Origin of the sequence: Vreelandella songnenensis (assembly GCF_003002925.1) — a bacterium.
Lineage (GTDB): Bacteria > Pseudomonadota > Gammaproteobacteria > Pseudomonadales > Halomonadaceae > Vreelandella > Vreelandella songnenensis.
Window position 1 is genome coordinate 371,210 of the sequence record NZ_PVTK01000002.1, and the last position, 21,547, is coordinate 392,756.

Here is a 21,547-nt window from a genome sequence, read left to right on the forward strand (position 1 = left end):
GTCCGTAATGATGTGATCCATCACTGTTCCACCAACAAAGGCGGCACCGGACAATCCAGCATGTCGGCGGTGGCGCGAAACAGCTCGGCTTCTGCGGGCTTTATCTGCCCGCTGTGCTCGATGCAGCGGGCCATGGCCTGCAGCAGCGTATGCTTATGCTGGGGCAACAAGCGGCGTAATTTACTGACTGCTTGGCCTAGCGCCTGCATATCGCCGATGGCAATGGGTTGTGCATTCAACTCAAAGGGCAACTCTCTAGCAGCCGCTTTCAACGCAGCGCTCACTTCAACAGGGTCATCTTGCCCTGCGTTAGCCAACACGTTTAGCAGTACTTGGCACTCCTGCTGAAGCACCTTGAGTCTGCGTGTCGCCGGGACTTGCTCCTTGCGCGCCAGCCCCAGGTGGTGGACAAGCCAGTGATACAGCGTCCATTCGAACAGGCTGACCTGACCATCGGCATTGATCAGTTGCTTCAGGCACTGGCGAAAGTGCACTGCCTCATCCGTCGTGAGGTTTTTTAACGCGGGCAAGGCAAGCTCTACCAAGGGTAAACGAAACTGCTCTTTCAACATCAGCACCTCACCGGCATAGCTCATGACAGCTGGATATACCCCGTGCATGGCCGACTGTTCAAGTGATGCCAACTGATGCTTACGCACCTGTGTGTCCTGGCTAAGCAACAGCCCGTACATCAAAGCGCGCACGGCTTGATAATCTTGCGCGGCGTTCTTGAGTCGTCTGGGCAACGCCTCAAGGGTGGATTGAGCCTGTGCCAGATGACGAGGCCCTGGCTGCCCCATCGAAGCAATAGCCGCTCGTGCCGACACTCCGGTCAGCGCGGCAGCGCCCGTGGTGGTAAATTCGTTGCCCGTGAAAGATGCCTTGGATGCCCTATCTACCTTAGCGGTATCGCCTTGAGGTTTTCGGTCAAGCCGCGCTGCATCAAACTGGCCGTTCCAGCCCGGCATGACACGCCTGATACGATCCTTCAACGGCGGGTGGGTGGCCATGAAGTTCTGACGCATGGCCTGACTAAAGTACAAGTGACTGAACTGGCTTGCCTGCGGAGCTTCAAGACGTGACCCCTCGGCATTGAGGCCAATCCTGATCAAGGCATTGCCGATTCCTTCAGGATGGCGAGTAAACTGCACAGCCGATGCATCGGCCAGGTACTCCCGCTGCCGGCTGACAGCAGCCTTGATCCAGTTGCCGAAGAACGTGCCCGCAAAGCCGATCAACATCAGCGCCGCTGCCAGAAAAACAATCACTGCCCCCGGGTTCTTGCCTTTGCTGGTTTTAATACGCGGGCCGTAACGCATGCTTCGCATTAGCCCGTTACCCAGAAGACCAATCACAAGAACGCCATGCAACACGCTCACCAAACGCAAATTCAAGCGCATGTCACCGTGAAGGATATGGCTAAACTCATGGGCTATCACGCCCTGAAGCTCATCGCGTGAAAGGTGCTTAATGGCGCCTTGCGTAATACCAATGACCGCATCGCCAGTATTGTGGCCAGCCGCAAAGGCATTGATACCAGGCTCATCCAAAAGATAGACAGGCGGCACCGGCATACCCGCAGCAATCGCCATTTCCTCCACTACGTTTAGGATACGACGTTCATCGTCAAGCTTGGAATCCGGCGCGATCTCACGACCGCCAAGCGACGTGGCCACCACCTTGCCGCCACGACTCAGTTGCAACTGTTTATACAGCCCTCCCAGCACCACAAGCGCCAGCACGAAGGCGGCAATCCAGGGCCCAAAGAGTGGTATCCCTCCCGAGAGCACCGCTATGAGCGAAACATCGTGGTTCAAGGTAAGGTCGAACAGAAAATAGAGGGCAATGACAAACGCCAGCGTCGTTACGATAATCAAGGCCAGCACGGCCAGAATCAGCAAAACGACGAGGAGCCCTGTTCGGCGACGAGCATTGTCTTGAGCAGTAAAAAAATCCATGCGCCTCTCCCTGCGAGTTCAGCGTCGGTTCAGAAAGAGATTTTCGGCGCTGACTGAATCTGCGCACTGTCCTCGAACTCCAGGAAAGAGGCATCCTCGCCATGACCTACCATTGACGCTATTGCAACCGGCGGGAAGCTTTGGCGGTAAGTGTTGTAACGCATGACAGCATCATTAAATGCCTGACGGGCAAAGGCTACCTTGTTCTCGGTGCTGGAAAGCTCTTCTGAGAGCTGCTGCATGTTCTGAGCAGCTTTCAGATCCGGATAGGCTTCCATCACCACATTCAGCCGCCCCATCGCCTGGGTAAGTGCACCTTCAGCACCACCAAGTTCTGCCATCGCCTTGGCGCTACCCGGGTTAGCCGCCGCTGCCTTGAGCCCTGACGCTGCCGAGTTGCGTGCCTGAATGACCGCTTCCAGGGTTTCACGCTCATGAGACAAGTACCCTTTCGCGGTTTCGACCAGATTGGGAATCAAGTCGTGGCGACGTTTGAGCTGCACTTCAGTCTGAGCGAAGGCGTTCTGGAAGCGGTTGCGTAGTGATACAAGACGGTTATAAACACCAATAATATAAAAAGCGATAATCGCGATTACCGCGACAATAACGATAGTCAGAACCATGGTCATTCCTCAGTCGGGTTATATAAGCTAGGATCAATAATCAACACGTACTGCTTACAACTGCGTATCACGCTCTGGCGGTATTGCCGGCAGAGGGCGACTTTCTTATCAGGCAAGTTTGGGCAGGAAACTTAAATCAACATGATGCTTCTTGAAGTTACCGGGCTCGACGAAAACCGCAATCGTATCCGTATTGATATAAGAAGAAGGGTCAAACCAGATATTCTGGCTCTTGAACACATGCACCTGGTTGGTAGAGGGATTTAGCCATTGGGCTACCACCTGATAAGGATATTTACCATTGATGGAAAATGCCGTATTACGTTCGACACCCTGAAACTGGGTATCGATACGCAGGCCATTTTCCATTAGCGATTGATTGCTACGGTGTGCCAACCGTGAAAATACAAAAGCGCCAGCGCCTGATATGAAACATAAAGCGCCTAGCCCTGCCAGAATCAATGGTGCTCCCCACAAAGAGAAAAAGCTTTTTATTCGAGCATTAGCAGGATTTGCGGGGTCATACAGCACTTCAATGCGCTGGCCTCGCGAATAATTGGGGGGATTACTGCCAGCCGATGAAGTGAACTCCAGCATGGAACCATTCTCTGGCGTATATTGGACAACGGGTCGATAAGTGATCGAGTCCTCAGAGCGCGACTCCATTAACCCCACTACCGTACCTTCAGTACTGGCAGCCTTATCGACAAATGTCTGTGAATTTTGATAAAGAAAAAAAGCGACGACTAAAAGACCCGCCCCCACCATGATGATGAAATATTTGGCAATAGACATTACGCGCATACTTAATCCCTTGAACAAGACTACTCCATAAACCACAACAACAACGGGCACTACATAAGTCAATCTAATGAAGTGCCCGCGAAAACATCACTCTGGCTTACATTACCTGCTCACCATTGACGGTTAAACTGCCTTCGTGCCAGATCACCTGCTGAGTTTCCTGCTCAGGATCCATCATCATCGAAAACGGCAGGGGAATGAGCGAAAGCACCAGCGGCGGCGGTGTCGTGACGCTGATATCCAGACTCAGACGGTTGGCAAGGTACTCCTGGGCTTCGGCCGGACTCATGATGCCCTCACTCTCTAGCTGCTCGGGCAACTGCAAACGATTGTCCCACCAAGCACGGTATAAAGCGTCCTTTGAAAGGCCTTCGCCATTGAAGCTGATATCTGCAGTCAAGCGTGGCTTGAAATCTACATCCAGCATCGGAAGAACAACATGAGCTTCAAGGGGCTGCAGGGCAATCGACGGGTTGGCAATCAGAAACTCGTAACCACTTTCAATGGCTTGAATCAGCAGATCACGCTCTTGCTGCTCGTCACCGGGAACGCCCTGCTCTTGCTGAGCCAGACGCATCTCTGCCAAGGGCGCGTAGGCTTCCTGAAAGGCCTGAAATGCAGGCATGTCCCAGTTTCTTGCATCCATATCGAAATACAGGCTGCCTATCGACGTATCGTCGGCGCCGATATCGGCCACCTTGAAATGCCCGCCTGAATTGACGATTCGGCGTTCATCGATAGATTCAGATTCGGCTTCAAATTCGATGCCGTCCAGGTATACATTGATCCCCTGGGCCAGGAACTCGACGCGAGGTATTTCAAGATACTGCTGTATGAGGCGGGAGGCTTCCTCAGAGTGGTTTTCAAAGCGCGGTGATACGATACGCACCGAGTCACTCTCATTGTTGATGACGATCTCACGAGCCTGGCCGTCTATACGCCAGATGTCTCGATCTTCAAGATCCAGATCCACCACCAGCGCCTGCAACGTGGCGTCCAGTTCCACGCCGCTTAATGAGTCTGCCGTCAGCTGGCCTGTCACGGCGCTTCGTGTAGCCACCAGATCAACATCGATATCTCCGCGCAGAAACTGCTCGTTGGGATGAATCGTGCCGGTGGTCGGGCTTCTGAGAACGCCGTGGTTTACCTGCAGGTTTACCTGGGCATCGGCATTTTCAGCCCCCACCACGCCGATGGTGGCACTTACTGACGTCGTGAACAGCGATTTATCGATGACGACATCGCGTGCATACCAGGAAAGCGTATCGTCGAGTTGTGCAAAGCTTTGGGTAAGCGCTTTTTCAACTTCGTTTCCGACCACTGCCTGAGCGCCGAGATATCCGCCTGCACCAATAACCGCGATACCGGCGGCCGTAATAACCAATGTTTTAGCCTTGACAGCCATAATGCATCTCTTGATCCGAATGATTATTAATTATCACTTATTTAACACTGAAAACCTATCGTTCGTTAAGCGCGAAGACGTGAGCCGGTAAAGCTCGATTCGTAATGAATTGACCCATATCGGCCGCTCTTTAATTGTCAGTACCGTCTTCATCGGGTGCTGGGCGTCTCGGCTTTTGCCCGGTAATTGACCGCGAAAATAAGGGCACTACATAAAGTACTGTCCACGCCAGCACAGCACATACAAATGCCGTCTGTTCACGCCCAAGGCCCACGGCAACACCGATGGCAGCGGTAAACCAGATACCGGCGGCGGTGGTAAGGCCCGTTGCGAACAGGTCGTTCTTGCGAGTGATAATACTGCCGGCACATAAAAAACCGATTCCGCTGATCACTCCCTGAATAACCCGGCTCATCTCGGCATCGGTAATGCCGGTTTGTTCGGGGATCAATATAAATAGCGCCGCCCCCATGCACACCAGCATATGAGTGCGTATTCCTGCCGGTTTACCGCTCAGCTCGCGCTCTAGCCCTAAAAGGCCGCCAAGAAATGCCGCCATCAGCAAACGAATGATCAAGATGATGAATTCACTGACATCATTGAAATCGGAAAACTCTGAAATAATGGTAGTGCGGATCAACTCCATCGCATGAACCCTGTTATTCAACTTATTGAAAACTCGCCGATGAGATTTCCCAAGCGGCGCCACCTTCTGTATAGACGCTGATATACCGCTTGGCTATACGGTAGCCATTCTGCCCTGTTTGATAGCCGTGTGCCGGGGTGATATAGAGCGCCACTCCTTGCCGAAAATAGAAAGCAGGTTTGTTTTATTTACAATTGTCCGCTTTTAGCTTCCTTGGTAGGTTGATTTTCAAACAACGATACGGTTTTCAACCACGATGCGCCCATGAAAGCGCCCGGCGCGAAGTCAACGGCGGCGCGCCTCGAGTACGCCTCTCTACGCACGCTTTACCCATTAAAACGATAATCCTCTGAAAGTGGAGACTCCTCATGCCCTTAAAGACCACCCCCGGTGAGGCAGGCGCCGCGGCGCCCAGGAAGAAAAAGCTGCCCATGCCGGATGTCTTCATCATCCTGTTCGGCTTCATGATTCTGGTCTTGCTGGCGTCCTATATCATTCCCGCCGGCACCTATGAGCGCAGTACCGCCAACGGCCTGACCCAGGTGGCGACCGACAGCTTTCGCTATATCGAAGCCGCACCGCTTAACGTGATGGATCTGTTCACCGCCATCCATAACGGGCTGGTGGCCGCATCAACGCTGGTCTTTCTTATTCTGATCGTGGGTGGCGTGCTGAAGGTCATCGAGTCGACCGGGGCCATCAGCGCCGGTATCTACCGCCTGCTCAATCTGGCGCAAGGCCGCCAGAATCTGCTTATCTTCGTCTACTGCGCCACCTTCGCAACGCTTGCCTCGGTGGGCGTGGGGGCTAACCTCGCCATCGCCTTCATTCCTATCGGCTTGATTCTGGCCCGTTCGATGAAGCTCGACCCGATCGTCGGCGTTGCGATCATCTTTCTGGGTTCCTACGCCGGTTTTGGCGCCGGCGTGTTCGATCCTACCGTGACCATTACGGGGCAAACCATCGCCGAGCTTCCGCTGTTTTCAGGTTTCATGTTCCGCGGGGCGATCTTTGTGGTCTTTCTGGCGATTACCGCCGCCTATATCTGCCGCTACGCCACACGGATCAAGCACAACCCCCACTTGAGCGTGATGGGCGCCGAGGCGTTCGAAAGCGCAGGCCAGAATAGCCAGCCGGATGCCCACCCCGCCTTTACCCTGACCCATAAGCTCGTGCTGGCACTGTTCCCCCTGGCCATCGGCTTGTTCCTGTTCGGCGCCTTCAACCGCGATTGGGGCATTCCTCAGCTTTCCGCCACCTTCCTGATGCTGGGTATCGCGACGGCCTTCATCGGGCGGATCTCTCCCAACGACTTTGTCAAACGCCTGATGAACGGTGCGGGTGAAGTGATGTACGGCGCGCTGGTGGTCGGCGTGGCGGCTGCGGTCATCGTGCTGCTGAAGCAGGCCCAGCTTATCGATACGCTGGTACACAGTGTGGCTACGTCACTGGATGGCCACGGCAAGATCGTCGCGATGGAGCTTCTCTATGCGTTCAACCTGGTCTTCAACGGGCTGATCACCTCCGGCACCGGCCAGGCGGCAATCGTCATGCCGATCATGGTACCCATTGGCGATATGCTTGACGTTACCCGCCAGGCAACGTTCATCACCTTCAAGCTGGGCGATGCGGTCACCAACATCATTACCCCGCTTTCCGGCACGCTGATGGCCTGCCTTGCCATCGCACGTATCTCCTACGTCGAGTGGTTCAAGTTCGCCCTGCCCCTGGTCGCGATCTGGATCGTGACCGGCGGCGTGTTCGTGGCGGTGGCCGTGGCTATCAACTACGGCCCATTCTGATCTACCCACGGCGGGCGGCGTGCCCTTACCGGCAGGCCGCCTTCAGCCGCGCTTCCAGAAAGGTTAAAAAAGCGTCGATATGCCCAGGCATATGCCGCTCGGCCATGACCTGCACCTGCAGGCTTCGAAGCGCCAGCTGCGGCTCCTGAAGCAGCTTGAATACCAGGCCTTCGCTTTCGGTCTTGCCGCTCACCGCGACGGCGCTGCACAGACCGATCATGTTCGGGTGCTCGCTCACCATGGTATAGGTGGCCCCGAGTGAATCGCAGACAAAACTTGGCTGCACCGTGACGCCGGCCAGGCTGCACGCCACGTCGAAAAGATAGCGCACGGTCGAGCCGTTGAGTGACATGGTCACGGGATACTGGCTCAGCGCTTTTACCGAAAGCGTGGCGCACTCGGCCAACGGGTGTTGCCGGGACATCAGCGCGCCAATCGCCGCACTGTGGCTTGACACCACTTGAATGCCGATATCCGGCGACAGGCTGAACGTCAGAGCGATATCCGCCGCGCCCTCTTGCACAAGCTTTGAGGCACGTACGGAATCCACCACCTGCAGATCGAACCGGGTGTCCGGATACTGGAGGATAAACGCCGAAATCACGCTGGGCAGAAAGTGCCAGGCCATGCCGTCCGGGCAGGCCACGTTGATTCTTTTCTGCTGGCGGGTGGTGACCTCCTTCATCTGAGTGATCACGCTTTCCACCTCCAACTGATTGCGCAGTGCATACGCCTGGAGCAGCCTGCCCGCCTCGTTCAGCTGCATGCCGCGCGGCTGGCGATCGAAAAGCTTCAAGCCCAGGCGCTGCTCCAGGTTGGTGATCTGGCGGCTTACCGCCGAGACGGCGACGTGCAGCTCTTCCGCAGCGGCGGAAAGCGAGCCGGTCTTGGCCACGCTGTGAAAATAGCGCAAGTTGAGCTCCAGCATATCGCCTCCAAATGTACGGGCAACCGGCAGGCGTTTGTGCTGGTTGGGAATAACCGTGGTTTTACAGAATTAGAAAGAATGCTTGAGATATTAATGATGGTCGCAAAGCACGGCAAGATTTAGGCTCTAGGTCAACGATTACCCGCACCGCTTCTCTGCAAGGACAACGACAAGGGCAGTTTATGGATCAATCACTTTCAGGACGCGCACGCGCCCTCACGCTTGCCACTGACACGCTGACGGATGGCACCTTTTACGACACCCTGGCGCGCCGGGTGGCCATGCAAACGGTCAGCCAGGACCCCGCTCGCCAATCCACGCTGCACGATTATCTGACTCAGGAAATGGTGCCACTTCTGAGCCGACTGGGCTTTGGCTGCGAAATCATCGATAACCCCTTGCCCGGCCGCCCCCCGCTGCTGATCGGTCAGCGCATCGAAGACCCGGGCCTTGCAACGCTTCTGCTGTACGGCCACGGCGACGTGACCGACGGCCAGGAAGATACCTGGGCCGACGGTATCGATCCCTGGGCGCTGACCTTTATCGATGGCCGCGTTTACGGGCGCGGCACTGCGGATAACAAGGGCCAGCACAGCGTCAACCTGACCGCGCTCGAAGCGGTGATCAAGGCACGTGAGGGCCAGCTTGGCTACAACGTCAAGATCCTGTTCGAGATGAGCGAAGAGATAGGCTCGCCGGGACTTGAAGAGACCTGCCGCGCCTATCAGGAAACGCTTACGGCGGATCTGTTTCTCGCCTCCGACGGCCCGCGCATCCGTGCCGATATGCCCACGCTGTTTCTGGGCTCGCGCGGCGTGGTGCAGTTCAAGCTTTCACTCAACCCCGGCAACGGTGGCCGCCACTCCGGCAACTGGGGAGGCGTCATCACCAATCCGGCGGTCGTGCTGTGCAATGCCATCGCCACGCTGCTATCCAGCGAAGGCCGCCTTCAGGTCGATTTTCTCCGGGCACCGGCCATGACCGAGGCGCTCTCCGCGCTGATTCGCGATCTGCCGGTAGGCGGTGGACGCTCTGACCCCGCTATCAACGAGTGCTGGGGCGAAAAAGCGCTGACCAACGGCGAACGCCTGTACGGCGCCAATACCCTGGAAGTGCTGGGCATGAGCGCAGGCCGCACGGACAAGCCCGTCGGCGCCATTCCAGCAAGCGCTGAGGCCGTCATGCAGCTGCGCTTCGTGAAAGGCACCGACTGGCAGGCGGTGGAAGAGAACCTGCGTGCGCATCTGAATGCCCACGGCTTTGAGGCCATCGAGCTCGAAATGCTGGGCGGTTACGCCGCTACCCGGCTGGACCCCGGCCACCCCTGGGTCGGTTTCGTGGCTCAGTCGGCGCAGCAAAGCCTGGGTGAACCCGCGCACATTCTTCCCAACCTGGGCGGCACCATTCCCAACCACTGCTTTTCCGATGCGCTCGGCCTGCCCACGGTATGGCTGCCCCACTCCTACCCATCCTGCAATCAGCACGCGCCTGATGAGCATCTGCTGGAAAGCATTCTCGAACAGGGATTAAAGATGGCCGCTGGCGTATTCTGGGATCTCGGCGAGCCTGATGCGCAAACTCACCTGCCAAGAGGCGGACACTAGCATGATCACTAAAAACAGCGTCGATAACGAAGCCATCCATTGGGACCAGGACATCAGCTACGGCCAATACCTGGATCTCGAGCCCTTGCTCGCCTGCCAGAACCCGGCATCAAGCGAGCACGACGAGCTGCTGTTCATCGTCATCCACCAGGTGTCCGAGCTCTGGATCAAGCTCTGCCTGCACGAAGCCCACGGGGCGGCACAGCATATCCAGAACGACAACCTCTCCCCGGCGTTCAAGATGCTCAGCCGGGTGTCGCGAATTCAGGAACAGCTGATCAAGGCCTGGGAAGTACTGGTCACCATGACCCCGGCGGACTACGCAAGCTTTCGCGATAGCCTGGGCCAGAGTTCAGGCTTTCAGTCCTACCAGTACCGCGAAATCGAATTTCTGCTGGGCAACAAGAACGCCAAGCTGATCGAAGCCCACCGCGCCAAGCCCAAGCACTACCAGAAACTTCAGGCATGCCTGAACGCGCCGAGTCTCTACGACATCGTGCTGCAACTGCTGGCCCGTCGCGGGTTCAACATTCCCCATGACAAGGTCGAACGCGACTGGAGCGTACCCTATACGGCAAGCCCCGACGTCGAAGCGGCCTGGACCGACATCTACCGCAACAGCGAACAATACTGGGATCTGTATGAGCTTGCCGAAAAGCTGGTGGACGTGGAGTTCAACTTCCAGCGCTGGCGGTTCAACCACATGAAAACCGTGGAGCGCATCATCGGCTACCGGCGTGGCACTGGCGGCACGGCAGGCGTCAACTACCTGGTCAAGGCGCTGGACCTGCAGTTCTTCCCGGAGCTTTGGAGCGTGCGCACCACCATCTAGGTGCCTATGGTATTGCAAAGCAGCGGCATTCGATTTTCTGGAGTAGCGGATATGACGCAAGGTTTGAACGGTATCACCCTGGAAAGCGTTCAAGAGCGCGACCAAAAGGATCCCTTGGCTGGCTTCAAGGCGCATTTCTCTCTGCCTGAAGGCGTGCTTTATCTCGACGGCAATTCCCTCGGCGCCCAGCCCACCGCAGCAAGGCAGGCGGTTAACGCGACGCTGGATCAGTGGCGCGACGAGCTGATCAAGGGCTGGAACCAGGGCTGGTTCGACTCCCCCGAGCGGCTGGGTGACCTGTTGGCCCCGGTCATCGGCGCGGGCCAGGGTGAGGTCTGCGTAACCGACAACATCACGCTCAATATCTTCAAGCTGTTGGGCTACATCACCCAGCAGGCTCCGACTGAGCGCCGTGCGGTGCTTTCCGAGGGCGGCAACTTCCCCACCGACGGCTACATTGCCCAGGGCTTTTGTCAGGTCAGCGGTTTCGAGCACCGCTTTCTGCCGGAAGGCGCCGAGCTTGCCGAGCATCTGGACGGCGTGGCGGTGGTCGTGCTCAGCCAGGTGAACTACCGCACCGGCGCGCTTCGCGACATGGCCGCCATTACCCAGCTTGTTCACGACCACGGCGTCGAGGTGATCTGGGATCTTGCCCACTCCGCGGGCGCACTGCCGGTTCACCTGAACGAAAGCGGGGCGCGCTTTGCGGTGGGCTGTACCTACAAGTACCTGAACGGCGGCCCCGGGGCGCCTGCGTTTCTGTACGTTCATCAGCGCGTTCAGGACGGCGGCTGGCAGCCCCTTTCCGGCTGGCACGGCCACGCCGCGCCCTTCGCGTTCGATGCCGACTACGCCCCCGCCAGCGATATCTCGCGCTTTCGCACCGGCACCCATTCGGCACTGGCCTACACCGCGCTCGAAGCTTCGCTTGCGCTGTGGAGCGAGGTGGACATGCAGGCCCTGCGCGAGAAAAGCCTCGCCCTGACGGATCTTTTCCGCGACTGTCTGAGCGACCTGTTCAACACCCACGGCATCGAGGACATCACCCCATCCGCCAACCAGCGCGGCAGCCAGGTATCGCTGATCGATGGTGAGAACGGCTACGCCATCGTGCAGGCATTGATTGCCCGCGGGGTGATCGGAGACTATCGCGAGCCGGGGCTGATGCGCTTTGGCTTCACCCCGCTGTATCTCAGTTTCGAGGACGTGTGGCAGGCGGCCCGGCACTTTCGCGAGGTAGTGGAAAGCGGCGAGTTCAAGGACCCGCAGTTTCATGTCCGCGGCGCGGTGACCTGAGAGATTGCCATGACGGAAACGCCAAAGGATATCGCCTACTCGCCCAGCCGCTTCGCGCGAGATCATGAAGCCACGCTCGCCCGTCAGAGTGAAGCCGGGGGCGCCCTGGCCGAACGCCACCCCCCGGTGGCGGTCAACCCAGGCGAGGCGGACAGTTTCAACCTGTTCATACCCGAAGGCGAAGGCCCATGGCCGCTGATGGTGTTCATCCACGGCGGCTACTGGCAGGCGCTGGACCACACCGCCACGGACTTTCTGGCCGAACGCTACCTGGCCCGCGGCATGGCCTTTGCTTCGCTCGAGTATGGGCTGGCCCCTGAGACCTCGATCAAGACGATGATCGAGCAGTGCCAGCTAGGCCTCGAGGCGGCCTGCCACGCCTTGAATCATCACGGTGGGGCGTGGGGGATTCATTTGGGCGGACACAGCGCCGGCGCTCAGCTGGCGTACTGGGTCGCCGCCCGCGGTACGGTGCCAATAGACAAACTGCTGCTGGTCAGCGGCGTGTTCGATCTCACGCCGCTGGTGGATACCTACGTCAACCAGCCGCTGGGCCTGAGCTCCACCCAGGCGCAGGCACTCAGCCCCCGGTTTGGCCGGCTCGACCAGCTTCCCCCCTGCCAGGTGGTGGTGGCGGAAAACGACCCGCCCGCGTTTCGAGAGCAGAGCCACGACTTTGTCACGGCCCTTCGCGATGCCCAAGTGCAGGCGGAGCTTCTGGATGTGCCGGGGTGTGATCACTTCGACGTACTGGATTATCTCTAACGCTTGTTCCTGCCCGAACAACCAGGCCGCACCATCCATCCGCCTGGCGTTACCAGGCCTGGTTGGAATCGGGCGGGCCAAGATCGATAGGCATATCCGGGGCGATATCCACCACGCCGTCAATGTGTTTCAGGCGCTCGGCCGTGGCGTTGTCCGCCTCGCCGGTAATACAGCCAATATCTTCCAGCAAATCACAGATCGTCAGGCCTTCAGCTTTGAGTCGCGCCGCGATATCGGTGATCGACCGGTCACTTGAAATGGTAATGATCCACAGCTCAATCTTCTGCATCGCCTTGTCTCCAAGATAAGTGCCCTGGGCAGCCAACCCGCTTACCCAGGGATTATCAGCGTATCAAGGCGCCTGTACCAGCCCCGCGCCCACGCGAGCCTCCGGATAGGGCAAATTCTGGGCGGAATCCACCAGCCGCCGCCAAAGATTCATGCCCCTTAGCGAGGCATCCGACTGCGCCCAGAGCGCGGCGCAGCCCGCCACATGGGGCGTGGCCATACTGGTGCCACTGATCGTGCGGTAATTGACCGGCCGCGGCCAGGATGAAAGCACATCGCGCCCTGGGGCTGCGATCTCTACTTTGCCGTAATTGGAGAAATTGGAAGGCCGCAAATTAGGGTCCAGCGAAGCTACCGACATGATGGTGGGCGAGTTGGCTGGCGAGCCGGTATTGAGCCCCTCGTTGCCCGAGGCGGCAATGGCAAGGCAACCGTTGCGTAGCGCCGCCGCGCCCGCGTTGGTGAACGCCGCCTGCACCGGGCTTTGGCCACCCAGCGACATCGAGATCACCTCGCACCGATTGGCAACCGCCCAGTTCATTCCCGACAGCACACTTGCGCCCGCGCTACCGCCTGCGTTGGTAAGCACCTTACCCACCAATATCTGCGCCTGAGAAGCCACGCCGTAGCCGGGTATGCGGCCCGACGCCGTTCTTGGCCCACAGGCAGTACCGATGCAGTGCGTACCGTGACCATGAAGATCCTGAACGGGCTGGCCCACAAAAGAGCGGCTATCCATTGAACGGCCGGTAAAATCCGGGTGGCCCAGATCCATACCGGAGTCGAGTACAGCGACTTTAATACCCGCGCCGGTCCAGAAGCTCTGTGGCACTCGGCACTGGGCAAGCCCCCAGGTCACCTCATCGGCGCTCGTTTTTAAACGCCCTTCTCCGTTGTCATCGAGCTTACCAAGGTCTTCGGCAATCGTGCTCGCGGCGCGCAAGAACCCTCGCAAATACTCAGCACTTTCTGCAAACATGAAATACTCGGGCTCGATACACTCGATAGCACTTTGGGCAAAAAGCTTATCGTCTGTGCGCATTCCACGCAGCTCCAAGGCGTCTCCGCCGAGTAGCGCCACACCCAGTTCCGGAAACACCATTACTTCGGCGTCTCCTGCCTCTTCCAGATCGGCGGCCTGGGCGGTAAAGTCACGCGCATCGGCTACGCGAAACTGCTGGTCCTTGAGCGCCTTTACCCCCTCATCCAACATGCCATCCCGGTAGCTAACCAGATAGCGCCCGGTCTCCGTACAGTTGCCGCCTCGCTCCAGTGCGGCCAATAAAAGCCGCTCCGGCCCGCAGGCGATCGAGTTGATGGGGGAGTTCGCATTAGAAGACTTACCGCCGCTACCGTTACCTTTTGGTTTCGTCGCCATGGTGATTGCCTCTTGGTTGCGCTTTTGCATGTTGGCCACTCGGGAGGATTCAAGTGGCCGAGGAAATAGGCTGATTAACGTTGCAAGTTGATGCCAAAAAGATTGAGGCATAAGAACCAGCTAATGCTTTCAGCCTAATGCATGCATCAGGCTGTGCCAGATTAAATTAAGTTTTTTTAATTATAAAATTAGGGCTATTGATTCAGATCAAAGGCAGGGCTCTTCATCGAACGCCGTCAGCCAAACTCAGCAATCAGGCGCAGAGTATAGAGGGCTTCGCTGACGTCTGATTCACAAGTATCGAGACGACTCGATGCGTCTTTGCTCGTCAACTTTTCAGAAAGCGCCTACTATGGACATTTCTCAAGGATCAATATTTTTCATAGGGTAGTAGAACGCATAATGAGTACCCAGGAACAGGATCGTCTATTTGCACTCCGCCAGTTGAACCTGTTGGATACCTCGCCCAGTGAAAGCTTTGACCGCATCACACGGATGGCCAGCCAGCTCTTCGATTTGCCGATCGCAGCCGTGTCGCTTACCGACGAGAACCGTCAGTGGTTCAAGTCTCGAGTAGGTGTTGATCACTGGGAGATACCGCGTGAAACGGCGCCCTGCGCGGATGTATGTGACTCCTCAAAACTTCTCGTCATTCCGGATCTTCTTGCCTCAAAAAACTACCGGAACAGCCATTTAGCGAACTCGGGCATTCGTTTCTATGCAGGCGCACCGCTGATCACACGCGAGGGCCATACCTTGGGCGCTATGTGCGTTCTGGGCACTCAGCCACGCGAGGTGTCCGAACAAGAGCAGGCGACACTTCAAGATCTGGCTACCATGGTAATGGCACAGATTGAATTGCAGCATGCTTTTGGCCGCATTGACCCGTTGACGGGCCTTTCCAACCGCCATCAGTTTGCCGAAGACTTGCAGGACATGCAGCGAGACGCACCCAATGGCCAAAGAGTGGCCTTGTTTACCCAAGTGGTCGATGCCAGCGAATTGGGTACGCTTCACCGCACCGTAGGGCCTGCTTTTCTCGATGACCTGGCACGTATTACCGCTCGCTGTCTGCAGCAGGCCATCGGCTCGAAATCGAAGCTCTATCACCTGGGCGGATGCCAATTTGTGCATCTTGTAGAGCACAAGAGTGATGCAGATCTGTTGGAAGAAGCGACTCGTTTACGCCTAGCGCTGCTCGCGCTTGAATCTGCCCAAGCCATACCCGTGTTGGTACGCCCTACCATGGGCATCGCGCCATTTCGCCTGAGTGACGTCACGGCCGAAGATGTCTTGCGAACCGCTCACGCCGCTTGCCTGGATGCTCATCAGGCAGGAAAAGCGGCCGGGCTCTTTTCATTGGACCTAGATGCCCATTACCAACGACGCTTTAGCCTATTGGGCGATATCGGCCCGGCACTTGAAAGTGCGGATGAGCTGTACCTGCTCTTCCAGCCGCGAGTCTCTCTTGCCACCGGCGAGTGTTTGGGGGCGGAAGCGCTGTTGCGTTGGCAACACCCCACTCTGGGTGAAGTATCACCTAACGAATTTATTCCATTGATCGAAAACACGCCCATGGTAAAACCGCTAACGCAGTGGGTGTTGCATCATGTTGTTCAACAAGCAGCCGCTTGGCACCGGGCGGGAAAAACACTTCAGATTTCGGTCAATGTATCCGCCACCAACCTTGAGGAGGAGGATTTTGCCCTAAGGCTGCTGGATTTAATGGCGCGCATGGGCCTACCCAGTACCGCTATCGAAGTGGAACTGACCGAAAGCGCCATGATTAGCCAAGGGGAAGTGGCAACTACCCAATTGAAGGCGCTAATAGCAGCAGGCCTGCGGGTCGCTATCGACGATTTTGGTACCGGTTACAGCAGTCTCGCTTATTTACATGAAATCCCGGCACACACCGTAAAAATCGATCGCAGCTTTATCACCGAGCTTGGTGAAGATGCACGCACCGAGACGCTGGTCAATTCGATGATTTCAATGGCCCATGACCTGGGCTACCGCGTGGTGGCTGAAGGAATTGAAAACGACACTTCCTACCGTCGCCTCATGGAATTAGGCTGCGACGAGGCCCAGGGGTATTTTATCGCTAAACCGCTACTGCCTACGGCATTCGAAACGTGGCTGCAGAACAGAGCCATTTAATGGCAGACGACCTCCCCGCTTGATTACCGGGAAGGTACGTCTATCTCGATTTACTGCATGAATTGAATGTACTGCGTCAGGGCGTCTGTGCCCGGTTGCGCATTACGTTAAGCGCAGTGTTTTCAATGGTGAGAGCCTTGTGCGTTTCTTCCAATGCCTTTACTTCTTCAACAATGGCATCGCGTTGGCTACTGGCCTCGGCAAGCTGGTTATTCGCCTGTTCAATGTCCGCGTTGAGTGCCTCAAGGTCCGATTCCGCCTGGTTACGAGCCTCCTCAGCCTCTTGACGCGACTGCTGAGCGTCATCGCGGGCAGCTTCGGCCTCGTCTAGCTCTCTTTCCAACTCGGCACTGGACCCGTTGAGTTCATCAAGACGGCTCTGCCTTTGATCTATCTGCTCGTTGAGGCTCTGCATCTCTTTTTCACGGGTTTCACGCTCTCCGCGTAATGCGGTCAAATCTTCTTGGGCATGGGCAATGTCTGCCCGCGTTGAAGCAAGCGCCGCCTCTGCTTCTGCCTGCTCGACCTCAACGGCGTTCGTTCGCTGTTGCAAGGTGGCAAGATCAAGCTCGGCGGCTTCTACTTCCGACATCTGTGCCTGAATCTGTTGATGCTCACGCTCGGTTTCGGTCAGTCTCGTCTCGAGTGCTTCAAGGCGGTCTTGTCGCGAGCTTGCAATGATGTGCGCCACCACGGCCCAGGCCACCGCAACAAGTACGAGAACCAGAAGTACCTTTACCCGGTTATCGCTCAAGAATCCTGCCGATGATGATTTCTGTGTCCCTGTCATTGATGAATCCCTCTCGCTCGATCTGTCGCTCATTATCATTGCCACCGGTTGTACATCAGCGGCGCTTCATCTGGCCCACTGTTAATATGGAGGAAAGTTCCTGTTTCGGCTAGGAAAGGTCATTCACCACCTACCCAAATGGCTGCCAGTGCTGCTGCATGCGGACTGAGGCCGGATACACAACCCCACGACTGAAACCCAGGCTCAGTATCCTTGCTTTCAGCAAGTCAATTAATGCTTGCCGTTATCTATAAATATTTTTCCCAATCAACATGAGTATGCTTTTTATCTCAGCACTCTCTTCGAAAAATACAAGCCTTTAAAGTAAAACTGCTTTCAAACCCCTATTTTTATAGCCAAATGATTATATAAAAGGCGCACTGGCGCTTTGTGTACTACTATCAAGTTTAATAATCTGGTTTTTTATCAATCGAGCAGCAATAATAAATCTCTACAGGAAATTATCATGAGCAAAGGAAAGGACAGTAAAAAAGATAGTAAAAAGAAGCCCCTTCTAACGGCTAAGGAAAAGAAAGCTGCAAAATCAACGAAGAAAGCCGAGACGAATATTCTGGGTCGCTAAGTGATCAATTAATCCTGTCAGGTTGCCTGTAGCTGTAAAAGAGTCACGATTTTTCCGGCGTTTACTGGCCGGCTTAACAGATAACCCTGAACAAACGGGCATTCCATTTCTCTCAAGCGCTGTAATTGAGGCTGATTTTCGACACCCTCAGCGGTGATATCGATACTCAGCGCACGGCCCAGAGACAAGATACTTCTGACAATCGCGTCACTGCGCTGAAACGTCATCATCCTGGATACAAAGGACTGGTCGATCTTGATGGCGTCAATGGGATAGCGGTCAATATAGCCAAGGGCGCTGTATCCGGTGCCGAAGTCATCCAGCGCTATACGGACCCCAAGCTCACGAATGCTCTCTAATATCTGTGCTATTTTATCCGGCTGATGAAGAAAAACAGATTCCGTAATTTCAACCTGAAGATCATGGGCCTCTATCCCCGTCTGAGCGAGAATAAGCCTAATCTGGTTTACATACCCTGAGCGATTAAGCTCAACGCCCGATACATTCACGTTCAGATGCAATTTCAGCTTGGGAAATCGAGCCTTCCAGCGTTGCAATTCTGTACACGCTGTTTGCATGACCCAGCGACCTAGCTCATGCATGACCCCGATATCTTCAGCAACGGGAATGAAGCGCTCTGGTGACACTCGACCAAGCACTGAATGACGCCATCTGACTAAAGCTTCCACCCCGGATACTTCACCAGTAAAGATGCTGTAAATTGGCTGATAGACAACAGAAAATTCATTATTCGCTAGAGCCCGTTTGAGAGCATTCTGCATCGCCAGCGCATCGATCGCCGCCTCGCGCATGGATACATCAAACAACGCCCATCGCCCTCGGCCCTGCTTTTTGGCAACATACATGGCAATATCGGCGTCTCTAAGCAGGTCTTCTGGCGAGGCATGCGTCGCATCGGCGGTCACAATGCCTATACTGCAAGAGGTGAAAATATCATGCCCGTTAATGATGATCGGCACATTCAATTGATCGACAATTCGCTGAGCAAGCTCGATTGACCGCGATGATTGATCCTCACCTTCAAGCAGCATCGCAAACTCATCACCACCCACCCTGGCCAAGACGTGTTCTTCACTAATACAGTTTTCGAGTCGGCGTGCGACCACTTCGAGAAGCATGTCGCCTGCCCCATGGCCCAGGCTATCGTTTACAAATTTAAAGCGATCAAGATCCAGGAAAAGCACTGTGGCGGCAGGTATCTGGCGGGGGCCACTATTATTAAAAATATCCAATAAGAACGCCATCAGATATGCCCGGTTATGCAACGCCGTCAAGCTGTCATGGTAAGCGGCATACGAAAGCTCTTCTTCAATCCGCTCTCGTTCCTTCAAACGGCTTTCCAGTGCAACCTTGGCTTCTCGATCTGCAAGCGCCTGTAAAGCTAAATGCTCGGACTTCTTGCGCTCACTGATATCACGCTGCACGGATACCCAATGTGTAAACCAGCCTTTCTCGTTGGCAACGGGGACAATGCTCAGCTCGACCCAGAATTGGCTGCCGTCGCGGCGGGTATTGATAAGTTCGACTTCTATGGGTTGCCAGCTTGAAAGCGCTTTCCGGATGAGATCCAGCGTTGTACGGCTGGTGTCATCGCATTGAAGTATTCGCGGTGTCTGACCGATGACTTCAGCTGACGTATATCCTGTCGTCGTCAAAAAAGCCGGATTGCAATACACGATCCGCGGCCCGGGCGGGTCAATGGGCTCCGCCTCTGTGATTAGAATGGCGTCTTTCGCATTAACCACCACTGATTCCAGCAGGCGAAGGCGCTCCATGAACGTTTTTTGCTTGGGAATGAATAGCCCGGTCTGAAACTGAAGGGTTTGGCCAATCAGCGCAGCATGCGTCTGCAAGGCATAAAACTGCGCAGTGCTCAAGCGTTGCTGTGGTGAGGGGCTGCTTACAAAGACGACCCCTTTCATTTCCTCTGCTTCATTCCCGATAGCGACGCCAACGACAAATTTATGCCCAAGGCCACGTAACTGATGAAAATAAACGGGAAGCGATTGGCCCAATGCATCATCAATGATGACGGGCTGACTATTAGTCAGGTTTGATTGAAGCCATCGTTCAATAGAGGTATCAAACGCAACCGGAGGCTCTCCTCCGTAGCTTGCCAGAAGACTCCAGTCCCCCTCTGCACCGCCTATCAGAAAGCCGTTCGGGCAATCTGCCGAGTAAGCTGCCGCCTTGACTAGCAAATCCAGAGCATTTTGATGCGATTCGTTAAGTACGGAAGCCATTTTAATTGCCTATTTAAAGCGCTTTATTAATAAACATTAAGAAATTTTCGACAACATTTTATCATCCTAATCTTTATTATGCAGGAATAGTATTGGAGGGGCAGATGCCAACTTTAGAAAAATTGAATATTATTAGTAACGTAGTCTTAATCAAGGCAGAGTTTTTATATACATGGAGATAAACAATTAAAAATTTGATGGGCAAAATAAATTAACTAATTTTTTTCAGTCCTTTTCATAGAAGATTTATACCCTGATCCAACAGATCGTTGGTGGCTCGGAAGTAAAACACGAATAATGAGATATCGAACTTGGCCACCACTAATAGCCGCTCTCTCAGATGCCAATATGCCTGACGATGCTCTTATTCGACTTGAATATACCGGCAACTTGCATCGCGGTTAGCCTGGCCGCCCTCACTGTCTCTAAATCTCGCTGTTACTGAAGGCGCTTATTTAAAGACTAATGATGAGGTGTTAAACGATGAACGCAGGTATACGTTTATCAGGTGTTTGAATAGCCGACCCCCTGAGCCAGCAGAAGAATTTGCGGCAATGCGAACCCGGGCCTGGCTGGCCGAGCGGAAGGCGTTTGGGATTTTATCGGGCTTCGGGCAACTGGGCGCTGCCCTTTCGCGGGTGCCTCGCCAGCGCTCGTTACCGCGCGTGACGTGTTGATCCTGCCTTGAGACTCTGAGTGCATCTACATCAGGTGACGGGGATCATCACCACTTTCTGGAACGCGGGGCGCTCAGCCAGTTGCTGGTACCAGCGCTCAAGATGGGGCCGCGGCTGCCAGGTCAGGCCAACGTTCCATAGGTTGTAGACGAAGGGGGCGACGGCTATATCGCCAAGGCCGAAGGCCTCGCCGGAGAAGTGGGCTTGCTTGGCGAGGGTTTCATCCAGTAATGCAAAAAGCTTCTCGCAGGCTTGCATGCCGGCGTCGATGGCGGCGGCGTCGCGCTCGGCTTCGGGGGTTCTGACGTAGCCCATCAGAATGACCCGGTGCGCAGGTGAAAGTGTGCTGTTGGCCCAGTCCATCCACTTTTCCGCCTGGGCGCGCTTGGCGGGCGCTTCAATCCACAGCGTGCCTTTGCCGTACTGCGCGGCCAGGTAGCGGATGATGGTGTTGGATTCCCACAGCAGGGCCTCAAAAGCGTCGTCCTTTAAAAGCGGCACCAGGCCATTGGGGTTCATGGCCTTGTATTCCGGCGTATTGTTCACGCCGTGCTGAAGGCCCGCCTGAATCTGCTCGAACGGCAGCTCGAGCTCCTCCAGTACCCACAGCACCTTCTTGACGTTGGTAGAGTTGTTGCGGCCCCAAAGCGTAATCATGGCAATCCTTGTTTTGATGGTGACAGAGTCCTGGGTGACAGAGCCCTGAGTGTGACTTGGGCATGGCTGGGTGACAAGGCGACCTTCGGC

17 protein-coding genes are annotated in these 21,547 nt (G+C 55.7%); 6 read left to right on the forward strand and 11 right to left on the reverse strand.

Annotated features, from left to right (window positions below):
- Positions 1 to 20: 20 nt before the first annotated feature.
- From B0H98_RS06255 to B0H98_RS06275, 5 genes are all read right to left on the reverse strand, one after another.
- On the reverse strand, positions 21 to 1,958 hold the full coding sequence (locus B0H98_RS06255) for a M48 family metallopeptidase (protein ID WP_106374198.1): 1,938 nt from the start codon (positions 1,956 to 1,958) through the stop codon (positions 21 to 23).
- Between the two features lie 29 nt (positions 1,959 to 1,987).
- A complete protein-coding gene (locus B0H98_RS06260) occupies positions 1,988 to 2,581 on the reverse strand; it encodes a LemA family protein (RefSeq protein ID WP_106374199.1) in 594 nt (197 codons plus the stop codon).
- 108 nt (positions 2,582 to 2,689) lie between these two features.
- Positions 2,690 to 3,385, reverse strand: a complete 696-nt coding sequence (locus B0H98_RS06265; RefSeq protein ID WP_106374200.1) for a DUF3592 domain-containing protein — start codon at positions 3,383 to 3,385, stop codon at positions 2,690 to 2,692.
- Positions 3,386 to 3,482: 97 nt separating this feature from the next.
- Positions 3,483 to 4,769, reverse strand: coding sequence for a DUF945 family protein (locus tag B0H98_RS06270; protein ID WP_167392648.1), 1,287 nt, complete (start codon positions 4,767 to 4,769; stop codon positions 3,483 to 3,485).
- A gap of 151 nt (positions 4,770 to 4,920) precedes the next feature.
- The gene (locus B0H98_RS06275) at positions 4,921 to 5,436 is read right to left on the reverse strand and encodes an MgtC/SapB family protein (protein WP_106374202.1); all 516 of its coding nucleotides are present in this window, start codon (positions 5,434 to 5,436) and stop codon (positions 4,921 to 4,923) included.
- A gap of 368 nt (positions 5,437 to 5,804) precedes the next feature.
- Here B0H98_RS06275 and B0H98_RS06280 point away from each other — a divergent pair, with 368 nt between their 5' ends.
- The gene (locus tag B0H98_RS06280) at positions 5,805 to 7,238 is read left to right on the forward strand and encodes a YfcC family protein (RefSeq protein ID WP_106374203.1); all 1,434 of its coding nucleotides are present in this window, start codon (positions 5,805 to 5,807) and stop codon (positions 7,236 to 7,238) included.
- Between the two features lie 25 nt (positions 7,239 to 7,263).
- On the opposite strand, the gene B0H98_RS06285 is transcribed toward B0H98_RS06280, so the two are convergent.
- Positions 7,264 to 8,166, reverse strand: a complete 903-nt coding sequence (locus tag B0H98_RS06285) for a LysR family transcriptional regulator (protein ID WP_106374204.1) — start codon at positions 8,164 to 8,166, stop codon at positions 7,264 to 7,266.
- Positions 8,167 to 8,348: 182 nt separating this feature from the next.
- Between B0H98_RS06285 and B0H98_RS06290 the strand changes: the two genes are divergently transcribed.
- The 4 genes from B0H98_RS06290 to B0H98_RS06305 are packed head-to-tail and all read left to right on the forward strand — an operon-like array spanning position 8,349 to position 12,663.
- Positions 8,349 to 9,770: a M20 family metallopeptidase gene (locus B0H98_RS06290; RefSeq protein WP_106374205.1), complete on the forward strand. Its 1,422-nt coding sequence runs from the start codon at positions 8,349 to 8,351 to the stop codon at positions 9,768 to 9,770.
- Position 9,771: 1 nt separating this feature from the next.
- The gene (gene kynA / locus B0H98_RS06295; protein ID WP_106374206.1) at positions 9,772 to 10,602 is read left to right on the forward strand and encodes a tryptophan 2,3-dioxygenase; all 831 of its coding nucleotides are present in this window, start codon (positions 9,772 to 9,774) and stop codon (positions 10,600 to 10,602) included.
- A 51-nt stretch (positions 10,603 to 10,653) separates the two neighbouring features.
- The gene (gene kynU, locus B0H98_RS06300; protein ID WP_106374207.1) at positions 10,654 to 11,898 is read left to right on the forward strand and encodes a kynureninase; all 1,245 of its coding nucleotides are present in this window, start codon (positions 10,654 to 10,656) and stop codon (positions 11,896 to 11,898) included.
- Between the two features lie 9 nt (positions 11,899 to 11,907).
- Entirely contained in the window at positions 11,908 to 12,663 is a 756-nt protein-coding gene (locus B0H98_RS06305) for an alpha/beta hydrolase (RefSeq protein ID WP_106374208.1), read from the forward strand.
- 49 nt (positions 12,664 to 12,712) lie between these two features.
- On the opposite strand, the gene B0H98_RS06310 is transcribed toward B0H98_RS06305, so the two are convergent.
- A complete protein-coding gene (locus B0H98_RS06310) occupies positions 12,713 to 12,952 on the reverse strand; it encodes a hypothetical protein (protein ID WP_106374209.1) in 240 nt (79 codons plus the stop codon).
- 63 nt (positions 12,953 to 13,015) lie between these two features.
- On the reverse strand, positions 13,016 to 14,329 hold the full coding sequence (locus B0H98_RS06315) for a S8 family serine peptidase (protein ID WP_106374250.1): 1,314 nt from the start codon (positions 14,327 to 14,329) through the stop codon (positions 13,016 to 13,018).
- Between the two features lie 402 nt (positions 14,330 to 14,731).
- Between B0H98_RS06315 and B0H98_RS06320 the strand changes: the two genes are divergently transcribed.
- Positions 14,732 to 16,486 carry a putative bifunctional diguanylate cyclase/phosphodiesterase gene (locus B0H98_RS06320; protein WP_106374210.1) on the forward strand — a complete coding sequence of 585 codons (1,755 nt, stop codon included), beginning with the start codon at positions 14,732 to 14,734 and terminating at the stop codon, positions 16,484 to 16,486.
- Positions 16,487 to 16,562: 76 nt separating this feature from the next.
- On the opposite strand, the gene B0H98_RS06325 is transcribed toward B0H98_RS06320, so the two are convergent.
- The 3 genes from B0H98_RS06325 to B0H98_RS06335 form a co-directional block, all read right to left on the reverse strand.
- Positions 16,563 to 17,276: a hypothetical protein gene (locus tag B0H98_RS06325; RefSeq protein ID WP_106374211.1), complete on the reverse strand. Its 714-nt coding sequence runs from the start codon at positions 17,274 to 17,276 to the stop codon at positions 16,563 to 16,565.
- Between the two features lie 600 nt (positions 17,277 to 17,876).
- The gene (locus B0H98_RS06330; RefSeq protein WP_106374212.1) at positions 17,877 to 20,123 is read right to left on the reverse strand and encodes a sensor domain-containing protein; all 2,247 of its coding nucleotides are present in this window, start codon (positions 20,121 to 20,123) and stop codon (positions 17,877 to 17,879) included.
- Positions 20,124 to 20,830: 707 nt separating this feature from the next.
- On the reverse strand, positions 20,831 to 21,457 hold the full coding sequence (locus B0H98_RS06335) for a glutathione S-transferase family protein (protein WP_106374213.1): 627 nt from the start codon (positions 21,455 to 21,457) through the stop codon (positions 20,831 to 20,833).
- Between the last annotated feature and the right edge of the window lie 90 nt (positions 21,458 to 21,547).